Raw genomic sequence first — 19,858 nt, forward strand, 5'->3', positions numbered from 1 at the left:
ACTAAAACTAAAAAAATAATGACTATAATATAAAAAATCAAGCAAAAGGAAAAACTAATGAATAGAAGAAATTTTTTAAAATTTAATGCACTCACTCTAGCAAGTATGGGTGTAGCCTATGCAAATCCTATGCACGATATACACTCCATGCATAAAAATCATTCTATAAATCATGACTTAGATACTTCTTTTATAAACTTTGCTCCAAAAAATTTAAAGCTTTTAGATCCAAAACAATTCCCCCAAGGAGAAATTTTAAAAGCCTTGCCTTTACTCAAAAATGAAAGTAAAGAAAAAAATATTTTTCGTGCTACCCTAGAAATCAAAGAAAATCATATAGAGCTTATCAAAGGTAAAAAAACCTTATTTTATACTTACAATGGCCTCGTGCCTGCTCCAAAAATAGAAGTTTTTGAAGGAGATAAACTTGAAATTTTAGTCAAAAACAAACTCAAAGAAGCTACAACTATACATTGGCATGGCGTTCCTGTGCCACCTGATCAAGATGGAAGCCCACATGATCCTATCTTAGCAGGAGAAGAAAGAATATATCGTTTTGAAATTCCTCAAGATAGCGCAGGAACTTACTGGTATCATCCACATCCTCATTATACGGCTTCTAAACAAGTTTTTATGGGTTTAGCAGGGGCTTTTGTGATCAAAGCAAAAAAAGATGCTTTAAGTCATTTAAAAGAAAAAGATTTGATGATTAGCGATTTGCGTCTTGATGAAAACGCTCAAATTCCAAACAATAACCTAAATGATTGGCTAAATGGTAGAGAAGGAGAATTTGTACTCATTAATGGACAATTTAAACCTAAAATCAAACTCGCCACAAACGAACGCATACGCATTTATAATGCTACTGCAGCAAGATATTTAAATTTACGCATACAAGGAGCTAAGTTTATACTTGTTGGTACTGATGGTGGACTTATAGAAAAAGCTATTTATAAAGAAGAACTTTTCTTAAGTCCTGCTTCTCGTGTAGAAGTTTTAATCGACGCTCCAAAAGATGGGGAATTTAAGCTAGAAAGTGCTTATTATGATAGGGATAAAATGATGGTAAAAGAAGAACCTAATACCCTATTTCTAGCCAATATTAACCTAAAAAAAGAAAATGTAAAACTTCCAAAAAAATTAAAAATTTTCAAACCTTCAGAAGAACCTAAGGAATTTAAAGAAATAATCATGAGTGAAGATCATATGCAAATGCATGGTATGATGGGAAAAAGTGAAAGCGAATTAAAAATCGCTCTTGCGTCTATGTTTTTAATCAATGGCAAAAGCTATGATTTAAAACGCATTGATTTAAGCTCCAAACTTGGAGTAGTTGAAGACTGGATAGTGATAAATAAATCTCACATGGATCATCCTTTCCATATACATGGCACGCAATTTGAACTCATCTCATCAAAACTCAATGGCAAAGTTCAAAAATCCGAATTTAGAGCCTTAAGAGATACTATAAATGTGCGTCCTAATGAAGAGTTAAGACTTAGAATGAAACAAGATTTTAAAGGGCTTAGAATGTATCATTGTCATATTTTAGAACATGAAGATTTAGGAATGATGGGAAATTTAGAAGTAAAGGAATAAAATGGTAAAAGTGGAATTTTTAGGCCCCATAAATAAAGAAAATTTAGAACTTGAGGTAAAAAATTTAAAAGAATTAAAAGAAATTTTGCAAAAAGATGAGAGTTTAAAAGAATGGCTAGAACTTTGTGCCGTATCTTTAAACGATGAAATCATTTTTGATGAAAACACTAAGTTAAAAGATGGTGATAAAATAGCACTTTTACCGCCAGTTTGTGGGGGTTAAATGAAACATTTTACACTTTATCAAGGTTCTTTAGATATTCCTAAAATTTATAGCCAATGGTATGAATTTGCCAAGGATAAAAACTGCGGTGCTTTACTGACTTTTTGTGGTATTGTGCGTGAAGAAGAAGGCATTGAGGCACTTAGTTTTGATATTTATGAACCGCTTTTAAAAAAATGGTTTAATGAGTGGCAAAAAAGAGTAGATTTTGATGGTATTAGCTTGCTTTTTGCTCACTCTATAGGCGATGTGGCGGTTCATGAAAGCTCTTATTTTGCAGGAATTTTAAGCAAACAAAGAAAATTAGGACTTAAACTTCTTAATGAATTTGTTGAAGATTTTAAAGCGAGTGCACCTATTTGGAAGTATGATGTGATAAACAAAGAAAGAATTTATGCCAAAGAAAGATCAACCAAACTTTGCGGTGCAGGACTTTTAAAAGGATAAAAAATGTTAATGTCTTATGAAGAAAGTTTAAAAATTTTACATTCTCATATCAAAACCTATGAAAAGATTGAAAAAATAGCTCTTACAGAGTGTTTAGGACGCATTTTAGCTCAAGACATAAAAGCCCCTAAAAATCAGCCTGAATTTCCAACTTCGGCTATGGATGGTTATGCGATCAAATTTGAAGATCAAAATAAAACTTTAAAAATTTTAGGCCTCACACCTGCGGGCACTATGCCACAATTTAGCGTGCAAAATGGTACTTGTGTAAAAACCTTTACAGGCTCACTCATGAGCGAAGGAAGCGATACTTTAGTCCCTGTTGAAAATGTACGCGTAGAAAATGATACTCTTTTTATAGAAAAAAAAGTTCCCCAAACTTTTGCCGTGCGTGCGGTAGGAGAAAACTATAAAAAAGATGAAATTTTACTCAAAAAAGGCACAAGGTTAAATTATAGCGAAATAGCTCTTTTGGCTGAACTTGGATTTTTTCACATTAGTGTGTTTATAAAGCCTATTGTAGGAGTTTTAAGTAGTGGAAGTGAGATCAAAGATCTAGGAGAAGCCTTAGAAAATCCCGCTCAAATCCGCTCTTCAAATCATATCGCCATAGCTAATTTAGCTAAAAATTTAAATTGTGATACAAGGGTTTTTCCTCTTTTAAAAGATGATGAAAAAGCCACTTTTTCTACCCTTGAAAGTGCTTTGCAAAGTTGTGATATTTTAGTTACAACTGGCGGAGTTTCTATGGGGGATTTTGACTTTTTGAAAAAAGCTGTCAAAGAATACGAAATCATCATCGATAAAGCCGACATAAAACCAGGTAGACATATCAAAATAGCCAAGGCTAATGAAAAATTCATTATCGCCTTACCAGGTTTTCCTTACTCGGCTATGGTAATGTTTAATCTTTACGCAAGAGAGATTTTAAACTCTTGGTTACTTCAGCCTAAAGACTATATTTGCAAAGCCTTCTTACAAGGAAGCTACAAGAAAAAAACACCTTATTTGGAATTTGTCGCTTGTAACATAAAGTTTGAAAATGGACGCATTTTAGCTAATCTTGAAGGTAAAAAAGAAGGCTCTAGTGCGATTATAAACAATCTTAACAATAAAGCTGCCCTTATGGTGGTGCCAAAAGAATGTGAAATGTTAGAAAATGAAAGTTTAGTGGATATTATCTTTATGCCTTGAAATTATTTAAATAATTTTATTTCGATTTTAATCAACCATAAATTTCAATAAATTTCAAATTTGCAACCTCCTTTTAGTGGAGTAATTAGCCCTAGCGGAGTTTCAATCCACTAGGGTTTTTAGTCCCTTTTTAAATTTCTTTATGGTAAAATCCTCCTGTTGTATTTGTGTATATCACATTAGTTTTAGTCCCTTTTTAAATTTCTTTATGGTAAAATTCTTCAAAAACCAAAAAGTCTAAAGTGTTGGTTTTAGTCCCTTTTTAAATTTCTTTATGGTAAAATAGATATTTACCAGATAATGAAAATTTCAGGGTTTTTTAATAAAAATAGCAAAAATTGCTATAATCTCATAAGAAATTTAAAAAGGGACTAAAATAAAGAGTTTGCGGGACTCTGCGGGGTTACAATCCTCTAAAACCGCTTTTAAAATTCAAATAAATTTTGCTGGTGATATTTTTCTTGTTTTTTGTTTATTTGAATTTCTTCATTATTTGAATTTTTGTATTTAAATTCTCCATGACTATCTATATCAAAAAGCGTTAAATTAGTTTCGTTATTAACTTTTTCGTTAAAAACTATGCCACCAAGCAAAAGCTCCATTTTATCAAACTGCTTTTCAGTGATGATTAAAGCCCTTACATTTCCATAAGGTGGCAAAATCTTTTTTACATTTTCAATAGAACTTTTTGCGGAACTTAAACCCTTGCAAATACGCATATAAACGCTAAATTGCAGCATAAAATAACCTAATTTTATAAGATTGTTTCTAAATTTACTTGCTAGTTTTTGCTCTTTTTTACTTTTAGTTGGCACATCAAACATCAAAAGCACACGCATAAATTTATCTTCAATCATCAAATTTCACTATCTTTAGTTCATCTTCATACAATAAAGCATTTTTAAAATTTGCCACATAATGATTTATCGCTCTATTTAAAGGATAATTTTGCCCATCAAAATTGATTTTGCTTTGTAAATGACCAATCAACGCTCTTTTGTCATCTTTGTTTAAAAACTCACTTTCACCCACAAGTTCTAAAACACAATCATCAACACTAGCCCTAAACACTTCTATCAAATCATCACAAAGCGCAAAAGAATTATAAATATTATTGTGCTTTATGCCAAGCCAAGGCAAAAGTCCACTGATACAAACTGCTCTAATAATACAAGCCCTAATGATTGCATAGCCATAATTTAAAGCAGAATTTTCAAAGCAAAGCTCATCTCTTGAAAAAGAAGCACCAAACAAAGTTTTAAAATACAACACCGCCGCAACAGCTTCAATATTTTTACTATCATTTAAGGTTACTTTTTTAGCCAAATTTACAAGCTCATTGCTTTGCTCTATTTTATTGTGTTTTTTCAAAACAAAGGCTTGATTTAGGATTTTGTTTTTAATGATTTTTTGCCATAAAATAGCCTTTTTTTGAGCACTTACATTCATTTGCTCTTTTGCGATTTTTGCACTTTGAAAATGCCCTAAAAAAGGAGTAAAAACACCATTTATACTATGAGTTTCATCACAGGTTAGCAAGATGATTTTATGCTTTGCAAAAGCGTTAAAAAGTGCGGAACTCAGGCTTGCTTGCAAGCTTTCTAAAACGATGATGTTTATATCTTTTAAAAACAATTTTGCTACATTTTCATCTTGCTTAATCACAAGATGATTTAGCTCTAAATTTAGCTTGGCATTAGAGCTAATAAGTAGTGTTTTAAAAGCTTCATCGTAACTCATTTTTTAAAATCTTCTCTTTGTCTAAACTCAGCCTTTGTCACTTCTCCAAGTGCTGAAACTATATATTTTTCAAATACTTTTAGATTTTGAATTCCTATGCTTTTTGCGATTACTTCTTTTTCATTTGCATTTTTAAACAATATTTTTTGATTTTTGCTTAGCGTTTCAAATTTATTATCGTGTTTTGAAACAGTTAGGCTAGCATTTGAGCTATCCAGCCTTTCATAATAAACAAGTTCTGGCTCTTGCATATCTTTAGTTTGAATTAAAATCAAACTATCTTTGTATAAAGAAAAGCAAAACTCATAATTTTCATCCATTAAAATCCAATCTTTTATAAGACCTGACTTTTTATCTTTACCTTGCACCACGGCTTTATTTGGTAATACTTTTAAAGCAAAATCCATGGTATAAATTGGCACAGCATAAAATTTATTTGTCTTTTTGTGTTTAAAAATATCCACTCTAAACATATCACCATTGCTAACGATTTTACCATTTACTTTGCGGATTTTACCAAGCTCTAGGGCTTTTAAAACTCCTTCTTTTCCGCCGTATGATTGATAGAATTCTTCTTCTTTTCTAAATGTTTCTTCATGTAAAGCTCCACTTGGCTTTTTTCTCTCAGGTTTTGAGACAAAAATTTCATCAATTTTATCTAAAAGCTTTTGCCTAAAACCACTAAAAGGCTCAAAAAACTTCCTTTTGTTTTTATAATCTAATTCACTAATTTTTTTTGCATAAAGTTCTGCAGTGTTGCTTTCTTGCTCTTTTTTAAAATCTGAAAAAGCCTTTACGATAGAGTTGTTTGCATAAGCAATAATTGCTGCATCGATGGCATGATGAAGATGGTTATTTCTATCCTTAGTGCTAAAGCCCCAAGTGTGTCTTAAAGTGGATGTTAGCATACCGCTTTTTGCTTCTACATGCACTTTTGAGCCTTTTTGTGTGTCGTTTAATTTTGTATTTTCATCATCACTTAAAGGTAAAAAATCTAAATAATCTTTAGTATAGTTTAAAACAAGCCTTGCGATGTAGCGAGTATCGTTTAGATTTCTATCTTTAAAGTCTTTTTGCTCTTTGTCTTTGTAGTTTTTATCTAAAATTCTTTTTTGCTTTTTAGTAGGTAAATTTTTTGCTAAAACTTCAATTTTCTGCCATTTTACTCTATCATTGCCAAAGGTTTCAAAGGGGGTTTTATTAAGTTTTTCTTGATTTTGCTTGGTAAAAACTAAAACTTTATTCATATAAGAATCATCAAAACTTCTAGAATAAGGGTAAATATGGTCAATTTCAAGCATTTTTTCATCTTGCAAATCACTAATTTTAATCTTTTCCCCACTATAAACACAAAATTCTTTTTGTTCTTTAAATAATCTTAATTTTAAAATATTTTTACTATTTATTTTTAAGCCTAGTTTCTCACATTCAAGTTCGGCGTCTTTTTTGGCCTTGTAGTTTTCGTTTTGCTCTTTTTCTATTTTAGCTCTTTGACTGTGATTTTTACCTACTTCTCTTGCTAATTCAATGTTTATTTTATGCACTTTACCGTATTTTTTAAGCAAGGCATTTAAGACCTTTCTATATTCTTTAATCGCCCTTAAAACCACAGAATTAGTTACTTCATCTTTGTAATAAGTTTCATTAAATGCGGGTAAAAAGTCTTTTTTATCTTCATTAATTGCTACTTTTAAATTAAGCTCATTGCAAGCTTCATCGTATTTTTTACCTTCAAGCATTAAAGGAGTGATAAGTTTTAAGGCTTTAAAACTTATATTTAAATGGTCTTTAAATTCCAATTTGCTTAAGCTATCAATTTGATTTTGATTTAAATCATATTTTGCTAAAGCCTTTTTAAGTTTAATCTCATCTTTTATAAGGGTAATATCTTTTGCTATTTCATTTAAATCATCTTGGCTTAAATTATGCTCACCTAGGGCTTTTACAAATTCTTTGTATTTTTGAAACTCAATAAAATAAGTTCCTTTTTCTCCTTTAAACTCATAATCATTACTTAAGCCCAAAAGCTTTTTTGTTTGTTTATAAGTTAGAGTGCCGTTTTTTAAAACTTCATTTAAAAGCGTGTTTAAATCATCTTTTGTATATAAAATTCCTTCAGTATTTTTAAGATTGTTTAAAAGATTGATAATTCTTGTAAGCGCTACAAACATAAAAGCTAAGGGCGAATTTTTTGGCGCTCTTTTTTCATCAGTAAAAAAACTACAATTTCCCACCAAATGAGAAAAATCTTTTAAAGCCCTTTTATAAAATGCTACACTAAGCACTTCTTCTTCAAATTTCTTTGAGAAAGAAAAGCCAAATTTTCTTTGTTTTTGAAAAATAAGCTTTAATTCGTCTTTTAAAAAACTTTGCGCTATGCAGCGTTCATAACTTTCTTTTTTATTTCTAACATTTATAAATTCTTTGGAATTTTCTTTGAATTTTTGAAAATACTCTTTATAAAGATACTCGCCTACACTTTGATAACTTACTAATTTTTCTTCATTTTGCTTGATAGCTTTTAAAATCTCGCCTTTTTCTTCATCACCATTATTTTTAATATCATCATAGCCACGCCTTTTTGCAATATGTAAAATCACTCTTGCAAAATCTTGCTTACTTAAAAGCTCGTTTAAAGCTCTAAATCTTAACTCATAAGGACTAATTAAAGAGCCTTTATAAGCCTTAGCTAAACTTTCATCAAAGCTTTGATAATCTTCGTAATTTAACTTAAATTCATTTGCGATTAAATGTTTTAAGTGATTTAGCCTTGCTTTGCGTCTAGCAAGGCGTTTTCTAGCACTTCTTGCAAGGCGTCTTGGCAAGGCTAAGGATTCTCCTGTTTTAGGATTTTCAGCCTTTGTAAAAATCCTAACTCCGCAATCTTTTAACTCATCATTTTCGCTAAATGCCCAGCCAATAGAGCTTATTCCTATATCAAATGCCAAAATTCTTGCCACACTAGATCCTTTTTAATATTTATGATTTGTTTATAATTATAATATAAAAATCATTTTTTATACAAACATAAACCTTTCAGTAACCAAACTATACATATTATTAATTTTATAATGCAAAAAATAAGTAAAATTTTAAATGAAAAATATTTATTAGTTAAATTTTAGCTAAAATAAAATAAAAGCTAATAATAACCTTAGGAGAAATCATGCCAATTTTTATGATATGTTCTACACTTTTAGCGGTAATTGTTGTTGCTTATTATATACTCAAAAAATACAATCCTATTTTTGTATTTTTTCTTTCAGGTATTATCTTGCTTATTTTTGCTTTTTACATCACAGGAGCACCTATACCAAAAGCCCCGAGCAGAGAACATGCAAGCTTTTTGAATGTTTTACTTGATAGCTATGCTTTTATCACAGCGACTTTTAAAAGTCAGCTTTCTGGAGTAGGACTTATTATCATGAGTGTGGCAGGTTTTGCTGCCTATATGAAACATATCAATGCTTCGGCAAAACTTGCTTTTTTAGCAAATAAACCCTTAGGAAAAATCAAAAATAAATACTTGATTTTAAGTGGAACTTTTGTTGTTGGAATGGCTTTAAAAATCGTCATTTCTAGCTATGCTGGATTGCTTTTGCTTTTGTTAGCATGTATTTATCCTGTTTTAATCTCACTTAAAATCCGTCCTATTACAGCTGTATGTGTGCTTTCTTTAATTGCGCTTGATTATGGTCCAAAAGATGGAAATTCAATCAATATGGCAGATATAGTAGGACAAAGTGATAATGTCGTAGGGCTTTTTTTAAATTACCAAATTTATAGTGTGATTGCCTATGTTGTAGTTATTGCCATCTTGATTCCTTTTTATTTTGCTTGGATTGATAAAAGAGATAAAGAAAAAGGTGTTTTAAATGATGAAGTTGAAATTCCGCAAATCATTGATCCTAAATGCCCTACTTTTTACATACTCTTTCCTTGGTTACCTGTTGTATTTTTATTTACAGCGTATTTTTTTACTATCAAGCTCGATGTTGTAACAGCAAATTTTGTAAGCATTTCTTTAGTTTTTCTTGTTGAATTTGCAAGACACAGAAATGCTAGAAAATTAGGCGAAGATATGATGGTGATTTTAAAAGCTATGGCTGAAATTTTTATCTCAGTCGTAAGCATAATCATCGCCGCTGGAGTATTTGCTGAAGGCATTAAAGCACTTGGTGGAGTTAATATCCTTGCTAACGCGGTTTCAAATCTTGGAACAGGAAATTTTGCATGGTTTGGAATTCTTTTGAGTATAGCTATTTTAAGCTTTTTAGTTTATTTTGCCACAGTGATTATGGGAAGTGGAATTGCTGCTTTTAATGCTTTTGGAAAACTATCTCCTGATATAGCTACAAAATTAGGCGTTGCACCTATTACTCTAGTTTTACCTATAGAAATTGCATCTTGTTTAGGTCGTGCAGCTTCACCAATAGCAGGCGGAATCATAGCTTTAGCTGGATTTGCAAAAGTAGCTCCAATGGATATTATAAAACGAACCACTCCTCTTTTACTTATCGCTATGCTTGTAAATGTACTCGTAGCCTTTTATCTAGCACAAACCAATCCTTTGCCAAAAGAACAAAACACTACAAAAATAGAACTTAAAATACACAAATAAAGCGTATTGACGCTTTATTTTCACTCTAAAACAATACCTTCATTAATGCAAATTTCGCCGATAATAAAGGCATCTGAATTTTCTAAAACCTTACTTACATTAGAAGGATCTACAACCATTACTAAACCCGCTCCCATGTTAAAGCTTCTATACATTTCGCTTTCTTCTACAGCCTGTCCTATAGTATAAAAAATTTCAGGAGTTTTAAGATGATGTTTGCGTATAGTTGCACCCATACCACGAGGTAAAACGCGTGGTAAATTTTCTACTAAACCACCCCCTGTAATATGTGCTAGAGCACTGATATAAGGCTTTAGTGTAAGAAAATCACGCACATAAATCCTTGTAGGTTCTAACAAAATATCAATTAAATTTTTACCCTCTATCTTGTCATCAAATTTTAATTTTAAACTTTCAAAAAGTACTTTTCTAGCTAAAGAATAACCATTTGAATGAAGTCCTGAACTAGGAAGTGCCAATAAAATATCACCATTTTTAACAAATTTACTTCTATCAATCTCATCTTCTTCAGCCATACCCACTGCAAAACCCGCAAGATCAAAATCATCTTTTGCATACATTCCAGGCATTTCAGCAGTTTCTCCGCCAATTAATGCACAATTTGCCATCTTACATCCCTTGGCAATGCCTGATACAACAGCCTTTGCTACTTCTACTTCAAGCTTGGCTGTAGCATAATAATCTAGGAAAAACAAAGGCGTAGCAAAATTACAAATCAAATCATTCACACACATTGCTACTAAATCTTGCCCTATAGTATCATATTTTTTAGCATCAATTGCCAAGCGAAGCTTGGTACCAACCCCATCTGTTGCACCTAAAATCACAGGCTTTTTAAAACCACTTGGCATTCTAAAAGCACCAGCAAAAGAACCAATTCCACCTACAACATTATCATTAAAAGTTTCTTTAACCAAAGGTTTTATAGCCTCTACAAAGGCATTTCCATTATCTATACTTACGCCTGCATCTTCATATGAAATTTTCATTTATTTTCCTTTAAGAACTAAAAAGGTATTTTAACGAAAAAAGTTTTAATAAGGCATAAGATGAAAAATGCTTTTTTTGTAACCGCTTCAATTGCTTGTGGCAAAAGCACTTTTATAGAAATAGCGAATTCTTTAGGCTTTAAAAGCATTAGTGCAGACAAAATCGCTCATAAAATTTTAGATGAAAATGCTTTAGAACTTGAAAAGATTTTTTCTCCCTTTAACTTAAAAAATTTACTCACAAAAGAAAAGAAAATCGATAGAAAAATCCTTGGAGAAATTGTTTTTAACAACAAAGAAGCTAAAAAAACCTTAGAAAATTTCACTCATCCTAAAATTCGAGCTAAAATTTTAGAACAAATGCAAATTCTAGATAAAGAAAATAAAGCTTTTTTTGTAGAAATTCCTCTTTTTTTTGAAAGCGGTGCTTATGAAAATTTAGGCAAAGTCATCGTAATTTACACACCTAAAGAATTAAGCCTTAAAAGAATCATGCAAAGAGATAAACTCAGCTTAGAAGCTGCAAAAGCAAGACTTGATTCTCAAATAGATATTGAAGAAAAACTTAAAAAAGCAGATTTTATCATTAAAAATACTAATTCTTATGCCGATTTTAGGCAAGAATGTGTTAAAGTAATACAAGAAATTTCTAAAGGAAAAATGTGAAATTTTATAAATATTGTGCAAGTGGGAATGATTTTGTCATCACAAATGCTGATAGAAAAGAAGATAGAAGTGCTTTAGCTAAAGAACTTTGTAATCGTTATGAGGGTATAGGTGCGGATGGCTTTATCGTGATATTGCCTCATGAAAAATACGACTTTGAATGGGAATTTTATAATAACGATGGCTCAAGGGCTGCTATGTGTGGCAATGGCTCAAGGGCTGCGGCACATTTTGCACATCATATTAACAAAATAAATCCTAACATGAGTTTTTTAACCGGTGCAGGAGTAATAAAAGCAAAGGTAAATCAAGATAAAGTTGAAGTATCTTTAGGTAAAATAAAAAGTGTACAAAATACTTTTGAAGAATTAGGAAAAACTTGGCAACTTTGCGACACTGGAGTTCCACATCTAGTACATTTTTGTCAAAATTTAGATGAATTTGATACAATGCTTTGTCAAAAAATGAGACAAAAATATAATGCCAATGTTAATTTTGTAAAAATTTTAGATGAAAATCATTTAAAAGTTCGCACCTATGAACGCGGAGTTGAAGATGAAACCTTAGCTTGTGGCACAGGAATGGGGGCTTGTTTTTATCTGGCATTTTTAAATAAAAAAGTACAAAATAAAGTTAAAATAACTCCTAAAAGTGGTGAAGAGGTAGGGTTTGCATATAAAAATGAAGAATTGTTTTTTGAAGGAAAGGTAAAGTATTGTTTTGAAGCCAATTATAATTTTTCTTAGTCTTTTTCTAATCCCACTTTTTGCTGCTGATGATCTAAAGAATGGATTTGGAGAGGAATATTACAAACTTGATATAGATCAAAAAAGACAAATTTTTTTTATAAAAATGAATGAAATGTTTGATCAAAGCTTTAAAAAAATTGAACAAGAAAGAGCCTTTATCGAAGCTTTTTTTAAAGATGCTTACAAAACAGGCTTTAGGACTTCAAACCAAACAAATCTTGAAAAACTTATCATGATAAAAAACAAATATCGTATTGAAAATCTTTATGATTTTGCAGAATATAAAAAACGTATTCAAAAAATTCCAAAATCCATGGGTATAGCCCAAGCTTTAGTTGAAAGTGCTACAGGTACCAGTCGCTTCGCAAGAGAAGCAAACAATCTTTTTGGAGAATGGACTTGGGGTGAGAAAGGTTTAATTCCTGATTTAAGACATCCAGATAAAAAACACAAAATTAAAATTTTTGATAGTCTGCAAGATAGTGTTGACTCTTATGTTTTAAATTTAAATCGTCATTTTGCTTATGAAAAGTTTCGCGATGCAAGAGCTAAATTTGAAAGCGAAGGCAAAGAGATAACAGGGCTAGAGGCTATTAAAACTTTAGATTCTTATTCTGAACGCAAGGGATATTATATCAATCTTATTACAAAAATCATCAAACGATACAACCTTGAAAAATACGATACAAAATCAAACAACGCCTAAAATCCAAGTGAAAATTTATCAAAAGATATGATTTCAAATTTAATCCCTTGCTCAAAAAAACTATCCTCGCTTGAAAGAGTGATAAAAATCACATGAAAAATTCCAAGTTCTAAAGCCTTTGGTAAAATTTTCTTAGCACGTAATTTAATCAAATCAATATCTAAAGTTGGACTTGAAATATAAGCAACTTTAGATATTTGACTATAAAAGTTAAAGTATTTGTTATAAAAAAATTCTTCTTTAAATTTAAACAACTCGCTTAAAACTAAATTTTCAAATAAATGTGAAAAATCTTTTGAAATACAAAGATTATTTCTTAGGCCAAAATCTTTAAAATAAATCTTTTGAAGTTTTTTTTCATCATGTTTTAAAGTATAAATCACATAAGTATTTTCTAATTTTTTTATAGCTTGATAAACACTATCTTTTGAAGTTTTTAATCTTTTTTTGAGTTCTATAAATATCTTAGAAATACTGATTTGCTGACCCAAATTTAAAGCTAAATACTTTAAAATTTCTAATTCTAAAAGAGTAAAGCTTTGTCTTAAAAGTATGTTTTTTTCTCCAAATTTACTCCGTCCACTTTGCAAAAAAAGACCTACTAAATTATTTATAGGTAAATTTTTCTTACTTACACTAATAAATTCTTCAAAATCAAAATAATCAAGTTCAAGTTCTTCAAACCCATTTACATTTAAATCTTTTATATTTGTACTTAAGATGATGGGAATTTTAATTTTTTCTAAATTAGGGATAAAATCCAAATTATAAAGGCAAAGAATTTTAATTTGTAAATTTTCATTCAGAAAATCAGAAAGTCTTTCTAAACTTTGTTTTTCAAAACGTGTATCATATAAATCTAAAAACAAAATTTCACTTGCTTTAAATTGAGATAAAAAATTAAAAATAAGCGTTTTTTTACCACAAAATCGTGGGCCTTTTATGATAATATTTAGTTTTGAAATTTGAATTTTTCTTTCATAACTTACTTCAAATTTAGGATGGTTTTCATAAAAAAAATTAAGTACTTTCAATTTTATCCTTTAAAAAAAGGATATTATAACCTAGTTAGTATAATTGGGGCATAAAGCCCCTTAAATTACATTTTGCAAGCACCTTGTAAAGTAGCGCCTATCATCCAAAGACTTTTTTCATATTTTGCGATATTTTCTTGCGCAAAAGCAACTGTTGTGGTATCACTTTCTTTTTCTGCTGCTTCATTGAGTTTTTTAAATTCTGCTAAAAGATATTCATAATCTTGTTTGATCAGTTCTATGACTTCAAGCGGAGTAAAGCAATCTTTTGCAACTTTTGGACTTTTTGCATTTTCCATTAAAACTTTTTGGCAAATGATAGCTTTTTCGCCAAGTTGTAAAACTCTTTCAGCACAACTATCAAAAAGTTCTGCCATTTCTTCATAAGCTTTTTCTGTGTACTCGTGTATAGAAAAAAATTGCAAACCTTTTACATTCCAGTGATAATTATGAAATTTAACCCATAGATGATGAGCATCTGCTTGCATTTGTAATAATTGTTTTGTAACTGACATGATTGACTCCTTTTTTTGATTTTTAAAATTATAGTATAAAATTCTTAAATAATAATTATTATTAATTAAAAATTTTTATTATAATTTTAACTTAAAATTATTATACTCTTTTTTTAATGAATTTTGATTAAGAAATTAATATATTTTTTAAGATCAACTTTCCAACTTCCACACCAGGTTGATCATAAGTGTTAATCCCTAGCATAACACCGCAAGTTGAAGTAAAAAGTTCATAATAATACATCAAATATCCCGCATGCCAAGCGTCAAGTTTTTCAAGTTCTATCACATCAACACTCAAATTTTCGGCGATTAAAGCATGCATAGTTGCATCACATTGGGCGTTTAAAAGTTCGTGAAGATTGACTTTATTACTTAAAGAATCTAAAAATTTAAAATGAATATCAGGGATAATAGGTGCTTTTTGAGCGTCTTTGATTTTTAAAAAAGTTACAGTTTTATTTTTAGGTCCATCCATGATGAGTTGTAAAAAACTATGCTGATCTCTTGCTCCAATGAGTGCAACAGGAGTTAAACCTATGCGTTTATAGCCTTGCTTTTTACCTAAACTTTCAGCAATAAGCTGGATATACCATTCGTTAAAGCCTTTAAAAGCATCACTATATGAAAAAAGCACATTGATATTGGCATTTTTGTGTGTGCAATAATGATAAGCCTTTTGTAAAATTTCATCTTTTTTGCGAGTAAAAAAATCTTCAAAACAAGCTTTAGCTCCTTCTAAAAGAGCTTTGGCATTATAGCCACAAAAACAAAGTGGAACTATACCCACGGCTGAAAGTATGCTAAAACGACCTCCTACATTTGCAGGGATAAAAAAGCATTTAATACCTAAATTTTCACCTTCTTGATGAAGTTTTGAATCCTTATCGGTAATAAAAACAAAGTATTTTTTTAATTCTTGCATATCAAGTTTAAAATGTTCAATAAGAAGTTTAAAAAGCGATACAACTTCTATAGTGCTACCTGTTTTACTGATGATTAAAAACAAACTTTCTTCAAGCTTGATTTTTTCTAAAGTCTTATTAAAAGAATGTGAACTTGTGTTATCGAGTATAAAAAGTTCTCTTTGATTACTTTTTTCATTAAAAAGCATATCACGCAAGGCTTTTACACCGCAACTTGAACCACCCATTCCCACTAAAACAATATTTTTTATGTGTTCTTTGTCTTTGATAAAAGCCAAACTCTCATCAATCAGGCTTAAGCTCGTGTCAATAAGATGATAATACCCTATATCTCCACTTTTTACCTCATCATTAATACGATTTGCATAAGAGCTTATAGTGTGAATTTCACTTTGTTTAAAAAAAAGTGTATTGTTTAACATTTACTTTTCTCGTAAAAATAATTTGTAGCCTCTACAAAGCCTTCTACACTTCCACAATCAAAGCGTTTCCCTTGAAATTTATAAGCTAAAACCATACCATTGGTTGCTTGAGTTAAAAGTGCGTCGGTAAGTTGAATTTCTCCATTTTTTCCTGCTTTAGTATTTTCTAAAATTCCAAAAATATCAGGAGTTAAAATATATCTTCCTATGATAGCAAGATTACTTGGAGCTTCATCAGGACTTGGTTTTTCTATCATAGAATTAACCATGATAAGATTTTCTTCTACAAAATTTCCAGAAATTACTCCATAGTTTGAAACTTGCTCTTTTGGTACTTCCATCACAGCTATGATGGTGCAGCGATATTTTTCATAAATTTTTACCATTTGAGCCATAACATTTAAGCCTTCTTCATTGACACACAAATCATCAGCCAAAATTACACCAAAAGCTTCATCGCCAACCAAAGGTTTACCTTTTAAAACCGCATCACCTAAGCCTTTCATTTGATTTTGTCTTGTAAAAGTAAAGGTGCAACGATTGATCAAAGAGCGAATTTCATCAAGTAAGTATTCTTTTTTTGTACCTGAAATTTGATGCTCAAGTTCATAAGAAATATCAAAATAATCCTCTAAAGCTCTTTTTCCACGTCCTGTTACAAATCCCATATTTTCCATTCCTGCTTCCAAAGCTTCATCAACCCCATAATGGATCAAAGGTTTGGTTAAGATAGGTAACATCTCTTTAGGTAAAGTTTTTGTTGCAGGTAAAAATCTCGTCCCATAACCTGCCGCAGGGAAAATACAAGTTTGAAGCATAAAAATTTCCTTTTATTTTTTTTATCATTATAGCTTATTTTTATGAATTTTTATGCAACAAGGCAAAGTTCTTTTTGCTTGTTATTCAAACTCTGCCTTAGCTAATTTAACAATGGTTTCTACTACTCCAGAATCTTCGAGCGTTGAAATATCTTGTTTGATTTCTTCACCTCTTGCTATAGTTCTTAAAATTCTTCTCATTATTTTACCACTTCTAGTTTTTGGTAAACCTGGAGTATAAAGAATTTTTTCTATTTTAGCTATAGGTCCTATCTCTACTCTTAAAATGTCATTAAGTTCTTTTAAAGTTTCTATAGCTCCGCCAAGATCACAACTGGATGCAGGACTTAAAACCACAAAAGCAAACAATGACTCGCCCTTAATCGCATCCAAAATACTCACTACAGCTGATTCTGCTACACTTGGATGTTTAGCAATAGCGCTTTCAATTTCAGCTGTTCCTATACGATGTCCTGCAACATTAACCACATCATCTGTTCTTCCTGTGATGGTAATATAACCATTTTTATCGTAAAAAGCACCATCGCCACTAAAATATACAGCTTTTCCATCTTTTTTAGCTTGAGAAAAATAACTTTCTATATAATGTTCATCATTACCCCAAATTCCACGAATCATCGAAGGCCAGGGTTTAGTTATACAAAGCAATCCATCTTCATCCTCATCTTTTTTATTGCCTTCTTCATCAATAACTTCTGCAAAAATTCCTGGTAAAGGCAAGGTGGCACAACCTGGTTTTAAAGGAGTAGCGCCTGGTAAAGGCGTGATCATATGTCCACCTGTTTCTGTTTGCCACCAAGTATCGACTATAGGACTTTTAGTTCCCCCTATTTCATCATAAAACCACTTCCAAGCACTAGGATTTATAGGCTCTCCAACCGTTCCAAGCACTTCAAGCGTACTTAAATCATATTTTCTTGGCTCATCAGGCGCATCAGCATGAAGCATTCTTATGGCAGTTGGCGAAGTGTAGAATTTGCTTATTTGATACTCTTCTATCATTCTCCACCAACGCCCAGAATTTGGATAAGTAGGAGTCCCTTCATGCATTATAGTCGTTGCTCCACATGCTAAAGGCCCATAAACTACATAAGTATGTCCTGTAATCCAACCCACATCAGCACTACACCAATAATTATCATAATCTTTAATATCAAAAACCCATTCCATAGTCATTTGTGCCCAAAGTATATATCCTGCACTTGCATGCATAACTCCTTTTGGCTTGCCCGTTGATCCTGAAGTGTAAAGCAAAAACAACAAATCCTCGCTATCCATGATTTCGGGTTCACACTTATAAGATTCATTTTTCACAAGTTCGTTATAAACATAGTCCCTTCCTTTAATATATTCTATAGGCTCATTATTGCGTATAACTATAAGTACTTTTTCTACACTTTCACACCCTTCACTTAAAGCCTTATCTACTGCAGGTTTTAACATATAAGGTTTGCCACGACGAAAAGCACCATCAGCCGTTACTACAAGTTTAGCTCCTGCATCTATAATTCTATCTCTTAAGGCTTCAGGAGAAAACCCTCCAAATACCACACTATGAATAGCCCCAATCCTTGCACAAGCTAACATTACTATAGCTGTTTCTGCAATCATAGGCATATAAATTACAACCCTATCGCCTTTTTTTACTCCGAATTTTTTAAGCAAATTGGCTGCCTTGCAAGTTTCATGCAATAATCTTCTATAAGTATAAACTTCATAATCCCCCATTTCACCTTCAAAAATCAAAGCAGCTTTATTGCGTCTTGTTTTCATATGACGATCAAGACATTGATAGCTTACATTTAAAGTTCCACCTTCAAACCATTTATAAAATGGAGCTTTATCCTCATTTAGCACTCTTGAAAAAGGCGAAAACCACTCGATCTTCTCAAGTGCTTGTCTTTTCCAAAAACCTTCAAAATCTTCCTTGGCTTCATCGCATAAATCATAGTATTCACATAAATTTTTTATACGAGCATTACGAGAAAATTCTTTACTTGGCTTAAAAAGCTCTTGATTATTTTGATTAAGCATAAAAACTCCTTTATGATTATTTTTAAACATTATATAAGAGTTTATTTGTATTAAATACAAATTTAAAAAATAATTAAGATAAATTTTATAAAAAATGAGAATATTTGTAATATTTTATTTAAATTTTATAATGTATGTTAATTTAAGAAACATATTGCATCTTCATAAAAATAAAGACTGAGTTCTTTGTATAATTTTAAATCGAATTTTAAAAATTCTTGTTTTTCTAAAGCAAATTCTAAAATTTTATCCATACAACTTACCCTTATAAAAACATCACTTTTCCTACTTCTAAGTGCTATAATATAACATTTTTCTAAAATAAACTCATAATTATTTTTTGGGATATTTTTAGAATTAAAAAAAGAAATTTTATAAGGATCAATCGCAATTTTACTTGGAGGTTTTTTAAAATCTTTATATTTTTTACAATTACTAAAATCTATAAAATTACAAAATTTTACACCTTGATTTTCTAGCTCAAAAACATTAGTATTTTCAAATTCTAAAATTTCTCCACTGTGTAAATAAAGTTTTTTTTGAGCCAAAGAATCTAAAAAATGTTTATCATGGCTTGCGATTAAAAAACCTGTATTGAAATTTTCGTGCATTTTAAGAATAGCTTTTTTAAATAAAAGCGTAGTATTTTTATCCAAAAAAGCACTCGGTTCATCAAGTAAATAATACTTCGCTCTTACGCTTAAAGCTATAGCAAAAGCTATTTTTTGACTTTGTCCTGATGAAAGTTCATTAGGATATTTACTTAAAAGACTTTCATCTAAATTTAAAAACATCAAACTTTCTTTTATACGTTCTTCGATATCTTCTTTAATCCCATAAGTTTTTAAAGTAAATAAAAAATTTGCCCTTACGCTACGATTTAACAAAATAGGCTCTGGAAAAAGCAAATAAATTTCACGCTTTTGTTTATTATTAAGTTTAAAATTTCCAAAATAAGAAATATTTTTTGAAAAATCTCCTTCTAAAAATTTTAATATTCTTAAAAATGTAGATTTTCCACTTCCATTCGTTCCCATTAAGATGCTAATTTTACTTGTATCAAGTTTTAAATTTTTAATTTTTAAAACTTCTTTGTTTTGATAGTTGAAAAAAAGATTAGAAATTTCTATCAT

18 protein-coding genes are annotated in these 19,858 nt (G+C 30.5%); 8 read left to right on the forward strand and 10 right to left on the reverse strand.

The genetic code is table 11. The features are described 5' to 3' along the window. The first annotated feature begins 57 nt into the window (after positions 1-57). From cueO to AJ884_RS02865, 4 genes are read left to right on the forward strand one after another with little or no spacing between them, the layout of a single operon-like run. Positions 58-1,599, forward strand: a complete 1,542-nt coding sequence (gene cueO / locus AJ884_RS02850) for a multicopper oxidase CueO (RefSeq protein WP_002871116.1) — start codon at positions 58-60, stop codon at positions 1,597-1,599. A 1-nt stretch (position 1,600) separates the two neighbouring features. Then, a complete protein-coding gene (locus AJ884_RS02855) occupies positions 1,601-1,822 on the forward strand; it encodes a MoaD/ThiS family protein (RefSeq protein WP_002779488.1) in 222 nt (73 codons plus the stop codon). After that, positions 1,823-2,269, forward strand: coding sequence for a molybdopterin synthase catalytic subunit (locus tag AJ884_RS02860; protein ID WP_002871117.1), 447 nt, complete (start codon positions 1,823-1,825; stop codon positions 2,267-2,269). It begins immediately after the preceding gene. Positions 2,270-2,272: 3 nt separating this feature from the next. After that, the gene (locus tag AJ884_RS02865; RefSeq protein ID WP_002881768.1) at positions 2,273-3,463 is read left to right on the forward strand and encodes a molybdopterin molybdotransferase MoeA; all 1,191 of its coding nucleotides are present in this window, start codon (positions 2,273-2,275) and stop codon (positions 3,461-3,463) included. A gap of 425 nt (positions 3,464-3,888) precedes the next feature. Here AJ884_RS02865 and cas2 read toward each other — a convergent pair whose 3' ends face one another. The 3 genes from cas2 to cas9 are packed head-to-tail and all read right to left on the reverse strand — an operon-like array spanning position 3,889 to position 8,163. Then, positions 3,889-4,320 carry a CRISPR-associated endonuclease Cas2 gene (gene cas2 / locus AJ884_RS02870; RefSeq protein ID WP_002797817.1) on the reverse strand — a complete coding sequence of 144 codons (432 nt, stop codon included), beginning with the start codon at positions 4,318-4,320 and terminating at the stop codon, positions 3,889-3,891. Beyond that, positions 4,313-5,203, reverse strand: coding sequence for a type II CRISPR-associated endonuclease Cas1 (gene cas1, locus AJ884_RS02875; protein ID WP_002881128.1), 891 nt, complete (start codon positions 5,201-5,203; stop codon positions 4,313-4,315). Before cas1 ends, cas2 begins: the two co-directional genes overlap by 8 nt. Then, positions 5,200-8,163, reverse strand: a complete 2,964-nt coding sequence (gene cas9 / locus AJ884_RS02880) for a type II CRISPR RNA-guided endonuclease Cas9 (protein WP_070286427.1) — start codon at positions 8,161-8,163, stop codon at positions 5,200-5,202. The genes cas1 and cas9 overlap by 4 nt, the downstream gene beginning before the upstream one ends. 206 nt (positions 8,164-8,369) lie before the next feature. Here cas9 and dcuC point away from each other — a divergent pair, with 206 nt between their 5' ends. Next, positions 8,370-9,824 (forward strand): C4-dicarboxylate transporter DcuC, encoded by a 1,455-nt coding sequence (gene dcuC, locus AJ884_RS02885; protein WP_002881123.1) that lies wholly within the window; start codon positions 8,370-8,372, stop codon positions 9,822-9,824. 20 nt (positions 9,825-9,844) lie between these two features. Here dcuC and purM read toward each other — a convergent pair whose 3' ends face one another. Continuing rightward, positions 9,845-10,834: a phosphoribosylformylglycinamidine cyclo-ligase gene (gene purM / locus AJ884_RS02890; protein ID WP_002862173.1), complete on the reverse strand. Its 990-nt coding sequence runs from the start codon at positions 10,832-10,834 to the stop codon at positions 9,845-9,847. 60 nt (positions 10,835-10,894) lie between these two features. Here purM and coaE point away from each other — a divergent pair, with 60 nt between their 5' ends. The 3 genes from coaE to AJ884_RS02905 are packed head-to-tail and all read left to right on the forward strand — an operon-like array spanning position 10,895 to position 12,955. Beyond that, entirely contained in the window at positions 10,895-11,500 is a 606-nt protein-coding gene (gene coaE, locus AJ884_RS02895; RefSeq protein ID WP_002909035.1) for a dephospho-CoA kinase, read from the forward strand. Further along, entirely contained in the window at positions 11,497-12,246 is a 750-nt protein-coding gene (gene dapF, locus AJ884_RS02900) for a diaminopimelate epimerase (RefSeq protein ID WP_070284001.1), read from the forward strand. The genes coaE and dapF overlap by 4 nt, the downstream gene beginning before the upstream one ends. Continuing rightward, on the forward strand, positions 12,221-12,955 hold the full coding sequence (locus tag AJ884_RS02905) for a glucosaminidase domain-containing protein (RefSeq protein WP_070278705.1): 735 nt from the start codon (positions 12,221-12,223) through the stop codon (positions 12,953-12,955). Before dapF ends, AJ884_RS02905 begins: the two co-directional genes overlap by 26 nt. Here AJ884_RS02905 and AJ884_RS02910 read toward each other — a convergent pair. From AJ884_RS02910 to tupC, 6 genes are all read right to left on the reverse strand, one after another. Continuing rightward, entirely contained in the window at positions 12,952-13,989 is a 1,038-nt protein-coding gene (locus AJ884_RS02910) for a DUF4143 domain-containing protein (protein WP_070278706.1), read from the reverse strand. The genes AJ884_RS02905 and AJ884_RS02910 overlap by 4 nt on opposite strands. A 65-nt stretch (positions 13,990-14,054) precedes the next feature. Then, positions 14,055-14,504 carry a Dps family protein gene (locus tag AJ884_RS02915; protein WP_070243204.1) on the reverse strand — a complete coding sequence of 150 codons (450 nt, stop codon included), beginning with the start codon at positions 14,502-14,504 and terminating at the stop codon, positions 14,055-14,057. A gap of 127 nt (positions 14,505-14,631) precedes the next feature. Beyond that, on the reverse strand, positions 14,632-15,852 hold the full coding sequence (locus AJ884_RS02920; RefSeq protein WP_070278707.1) for a glucose-6-phosphate isomerase: 1,221 nt from the start codon (positions 15,850-15,852) through the stop codon (positions 14,632-14,634). Next, positions 15,846-16,670: a UTP--glucose-1-phosphate uridylyltransferase GalU gene (galU, locus tag AJ884_RS02925; protein WP_002871129.1), complete on the reverse strand. Its 825-nt coding sequence runs from the start codon at positions 16,668-16,670 to the stop codon at positions 15,846-15,848. The genes AJ884_RS02920 and galU overlap by 7 nt, the downstream gene beginning before the upstream one ends. An 81-nt stretch (positions 16,671-16,751) precedes the next feature. After that, on the reverse strand, positions 16,752-18,725 hold the full coding sequence (gene acs, locus AJ884_RS02930; protein ID WP_070286428.1) for an acetate--CoA ligase: 1,974 nt from the start codon (positions 18,723-18,725) through the stop codon (positions 16,752-16,754). 137 nt (positions 18,726-18,862) lie between these two features. Continuing rightward, a complete protein-coding gene (gene tupC / locus AJ884_RS02935; protein ID WP_044778913.1) occupies positions 18,863-19,858 on the reverse strand; it encodes a tungstate ABC transporter ATP-binding protein TupC in 996 nt (331 codons plus the stop codon).

Origin of the sequence: Campylobacter sp. BCW_6463 (genome assembly GCF_001762785.1) — a bacterium.
In the GTDB taxonomy this organism is placed as follows: Bacteria; Campylobacterota; Campylobacteria; order Campylobacterales; family Campylobacteraceae; genus Campylobacter_D; species Campylobacter_D jejuni.

Bases quoted from the DNA above. Each gene is read 5' to 3' on its own strand.
- cueO (WP_002871116.1), top strand. From the start codon at position 58: ATGAATAGAAGAAATTTTTTAAAATTTAATGCACTCACTCTAGCAAGT.
- AJ884_RS02855 (WP_002779488.1), top strand. From the start codon at position 1,601: ATGGTAAAAGTGGAATTTTTAGGCCCCATAAATAAAGAAAATTTAGAA.
- AJ884_RS02860 (WP_002871117.1), top strand. From the start codon at position 1,823: ATGAAACATTTTACACTTTATCAAGGTTCTTTAGATATTCCTAAAATT.
- AJ884_RS02865 (WP_002881768.1), top strand. From the start codon at position 2,273: ATGTTAATGTCTTATGAAGAAAGTTTAAAAATTTTACATTCTCATATC.
- cas2 (WP_002797817.1), bottom strand. From the start codon at position 4,320: ATGATTGAAGATAAATTTATGCGTGTGCTTTTGATGTTTGATGTGCCA.
- cas1 (WP_002881128.1), bottom strand. From the start codon at position 5,203: ATGAGTTACGATGAAGCTTTTAAAACACTACTTATTAGCTCTAATGCC.
- dcuC (WP_002881123.1), top strand. From the start codon at position 8,370: ATGCCAATTTTTATGATATGTTCTACACTTTTAGCGGTAATTGTTGTT.
- purM (WP_002862173.1), bottom strand. From the start codon at position 10,834: ATGAAAATTTCATATGAAGATGCAGGCGTAAGTATAGATAATGGAAAT.
- coaE (WP_002909035.1), top strand. From the start codon at position 10,895: ATGAAAAATGCTTTTTTTGTAACCGCTTCAATTGCTTGTGGCAAAAGC.
- AJ884_RS02915 (WP_070243204.1), bottom strand. From the start codon at position 14,504: ATGTCAGTTACAAAACAATTATTACAAATGCAAGCAGATGCTCATCAT.
- AJ884_RS02920 (WP_070278707.1), bottom strand. From the start codon at position 15,852: ATGTTAAACAATACACTTTTTTTTAAACAAAGTGAAATTCACACTATA.
- galU (WP_002871129.1), bottom strand. From the start codon at position 16,670: ATGCTTCAAACTTGTATTTTCCCTGCGGCAGGTTATGGGACGAGATTT.
- acs (WP_070286428.1), bottom strand. From the start codon at position 18,725: ATGCTTAATCAAAATAATCAAGAGCTTTTTAAGCCAAGTAAAGAATTT.
- tupC (WP_044778913.1), bottom strand. From the start codon at position 19,858: ATGATAGAAATTTCTAATCTTTTTTTCAACTATCAAAACAAAGAAGTT.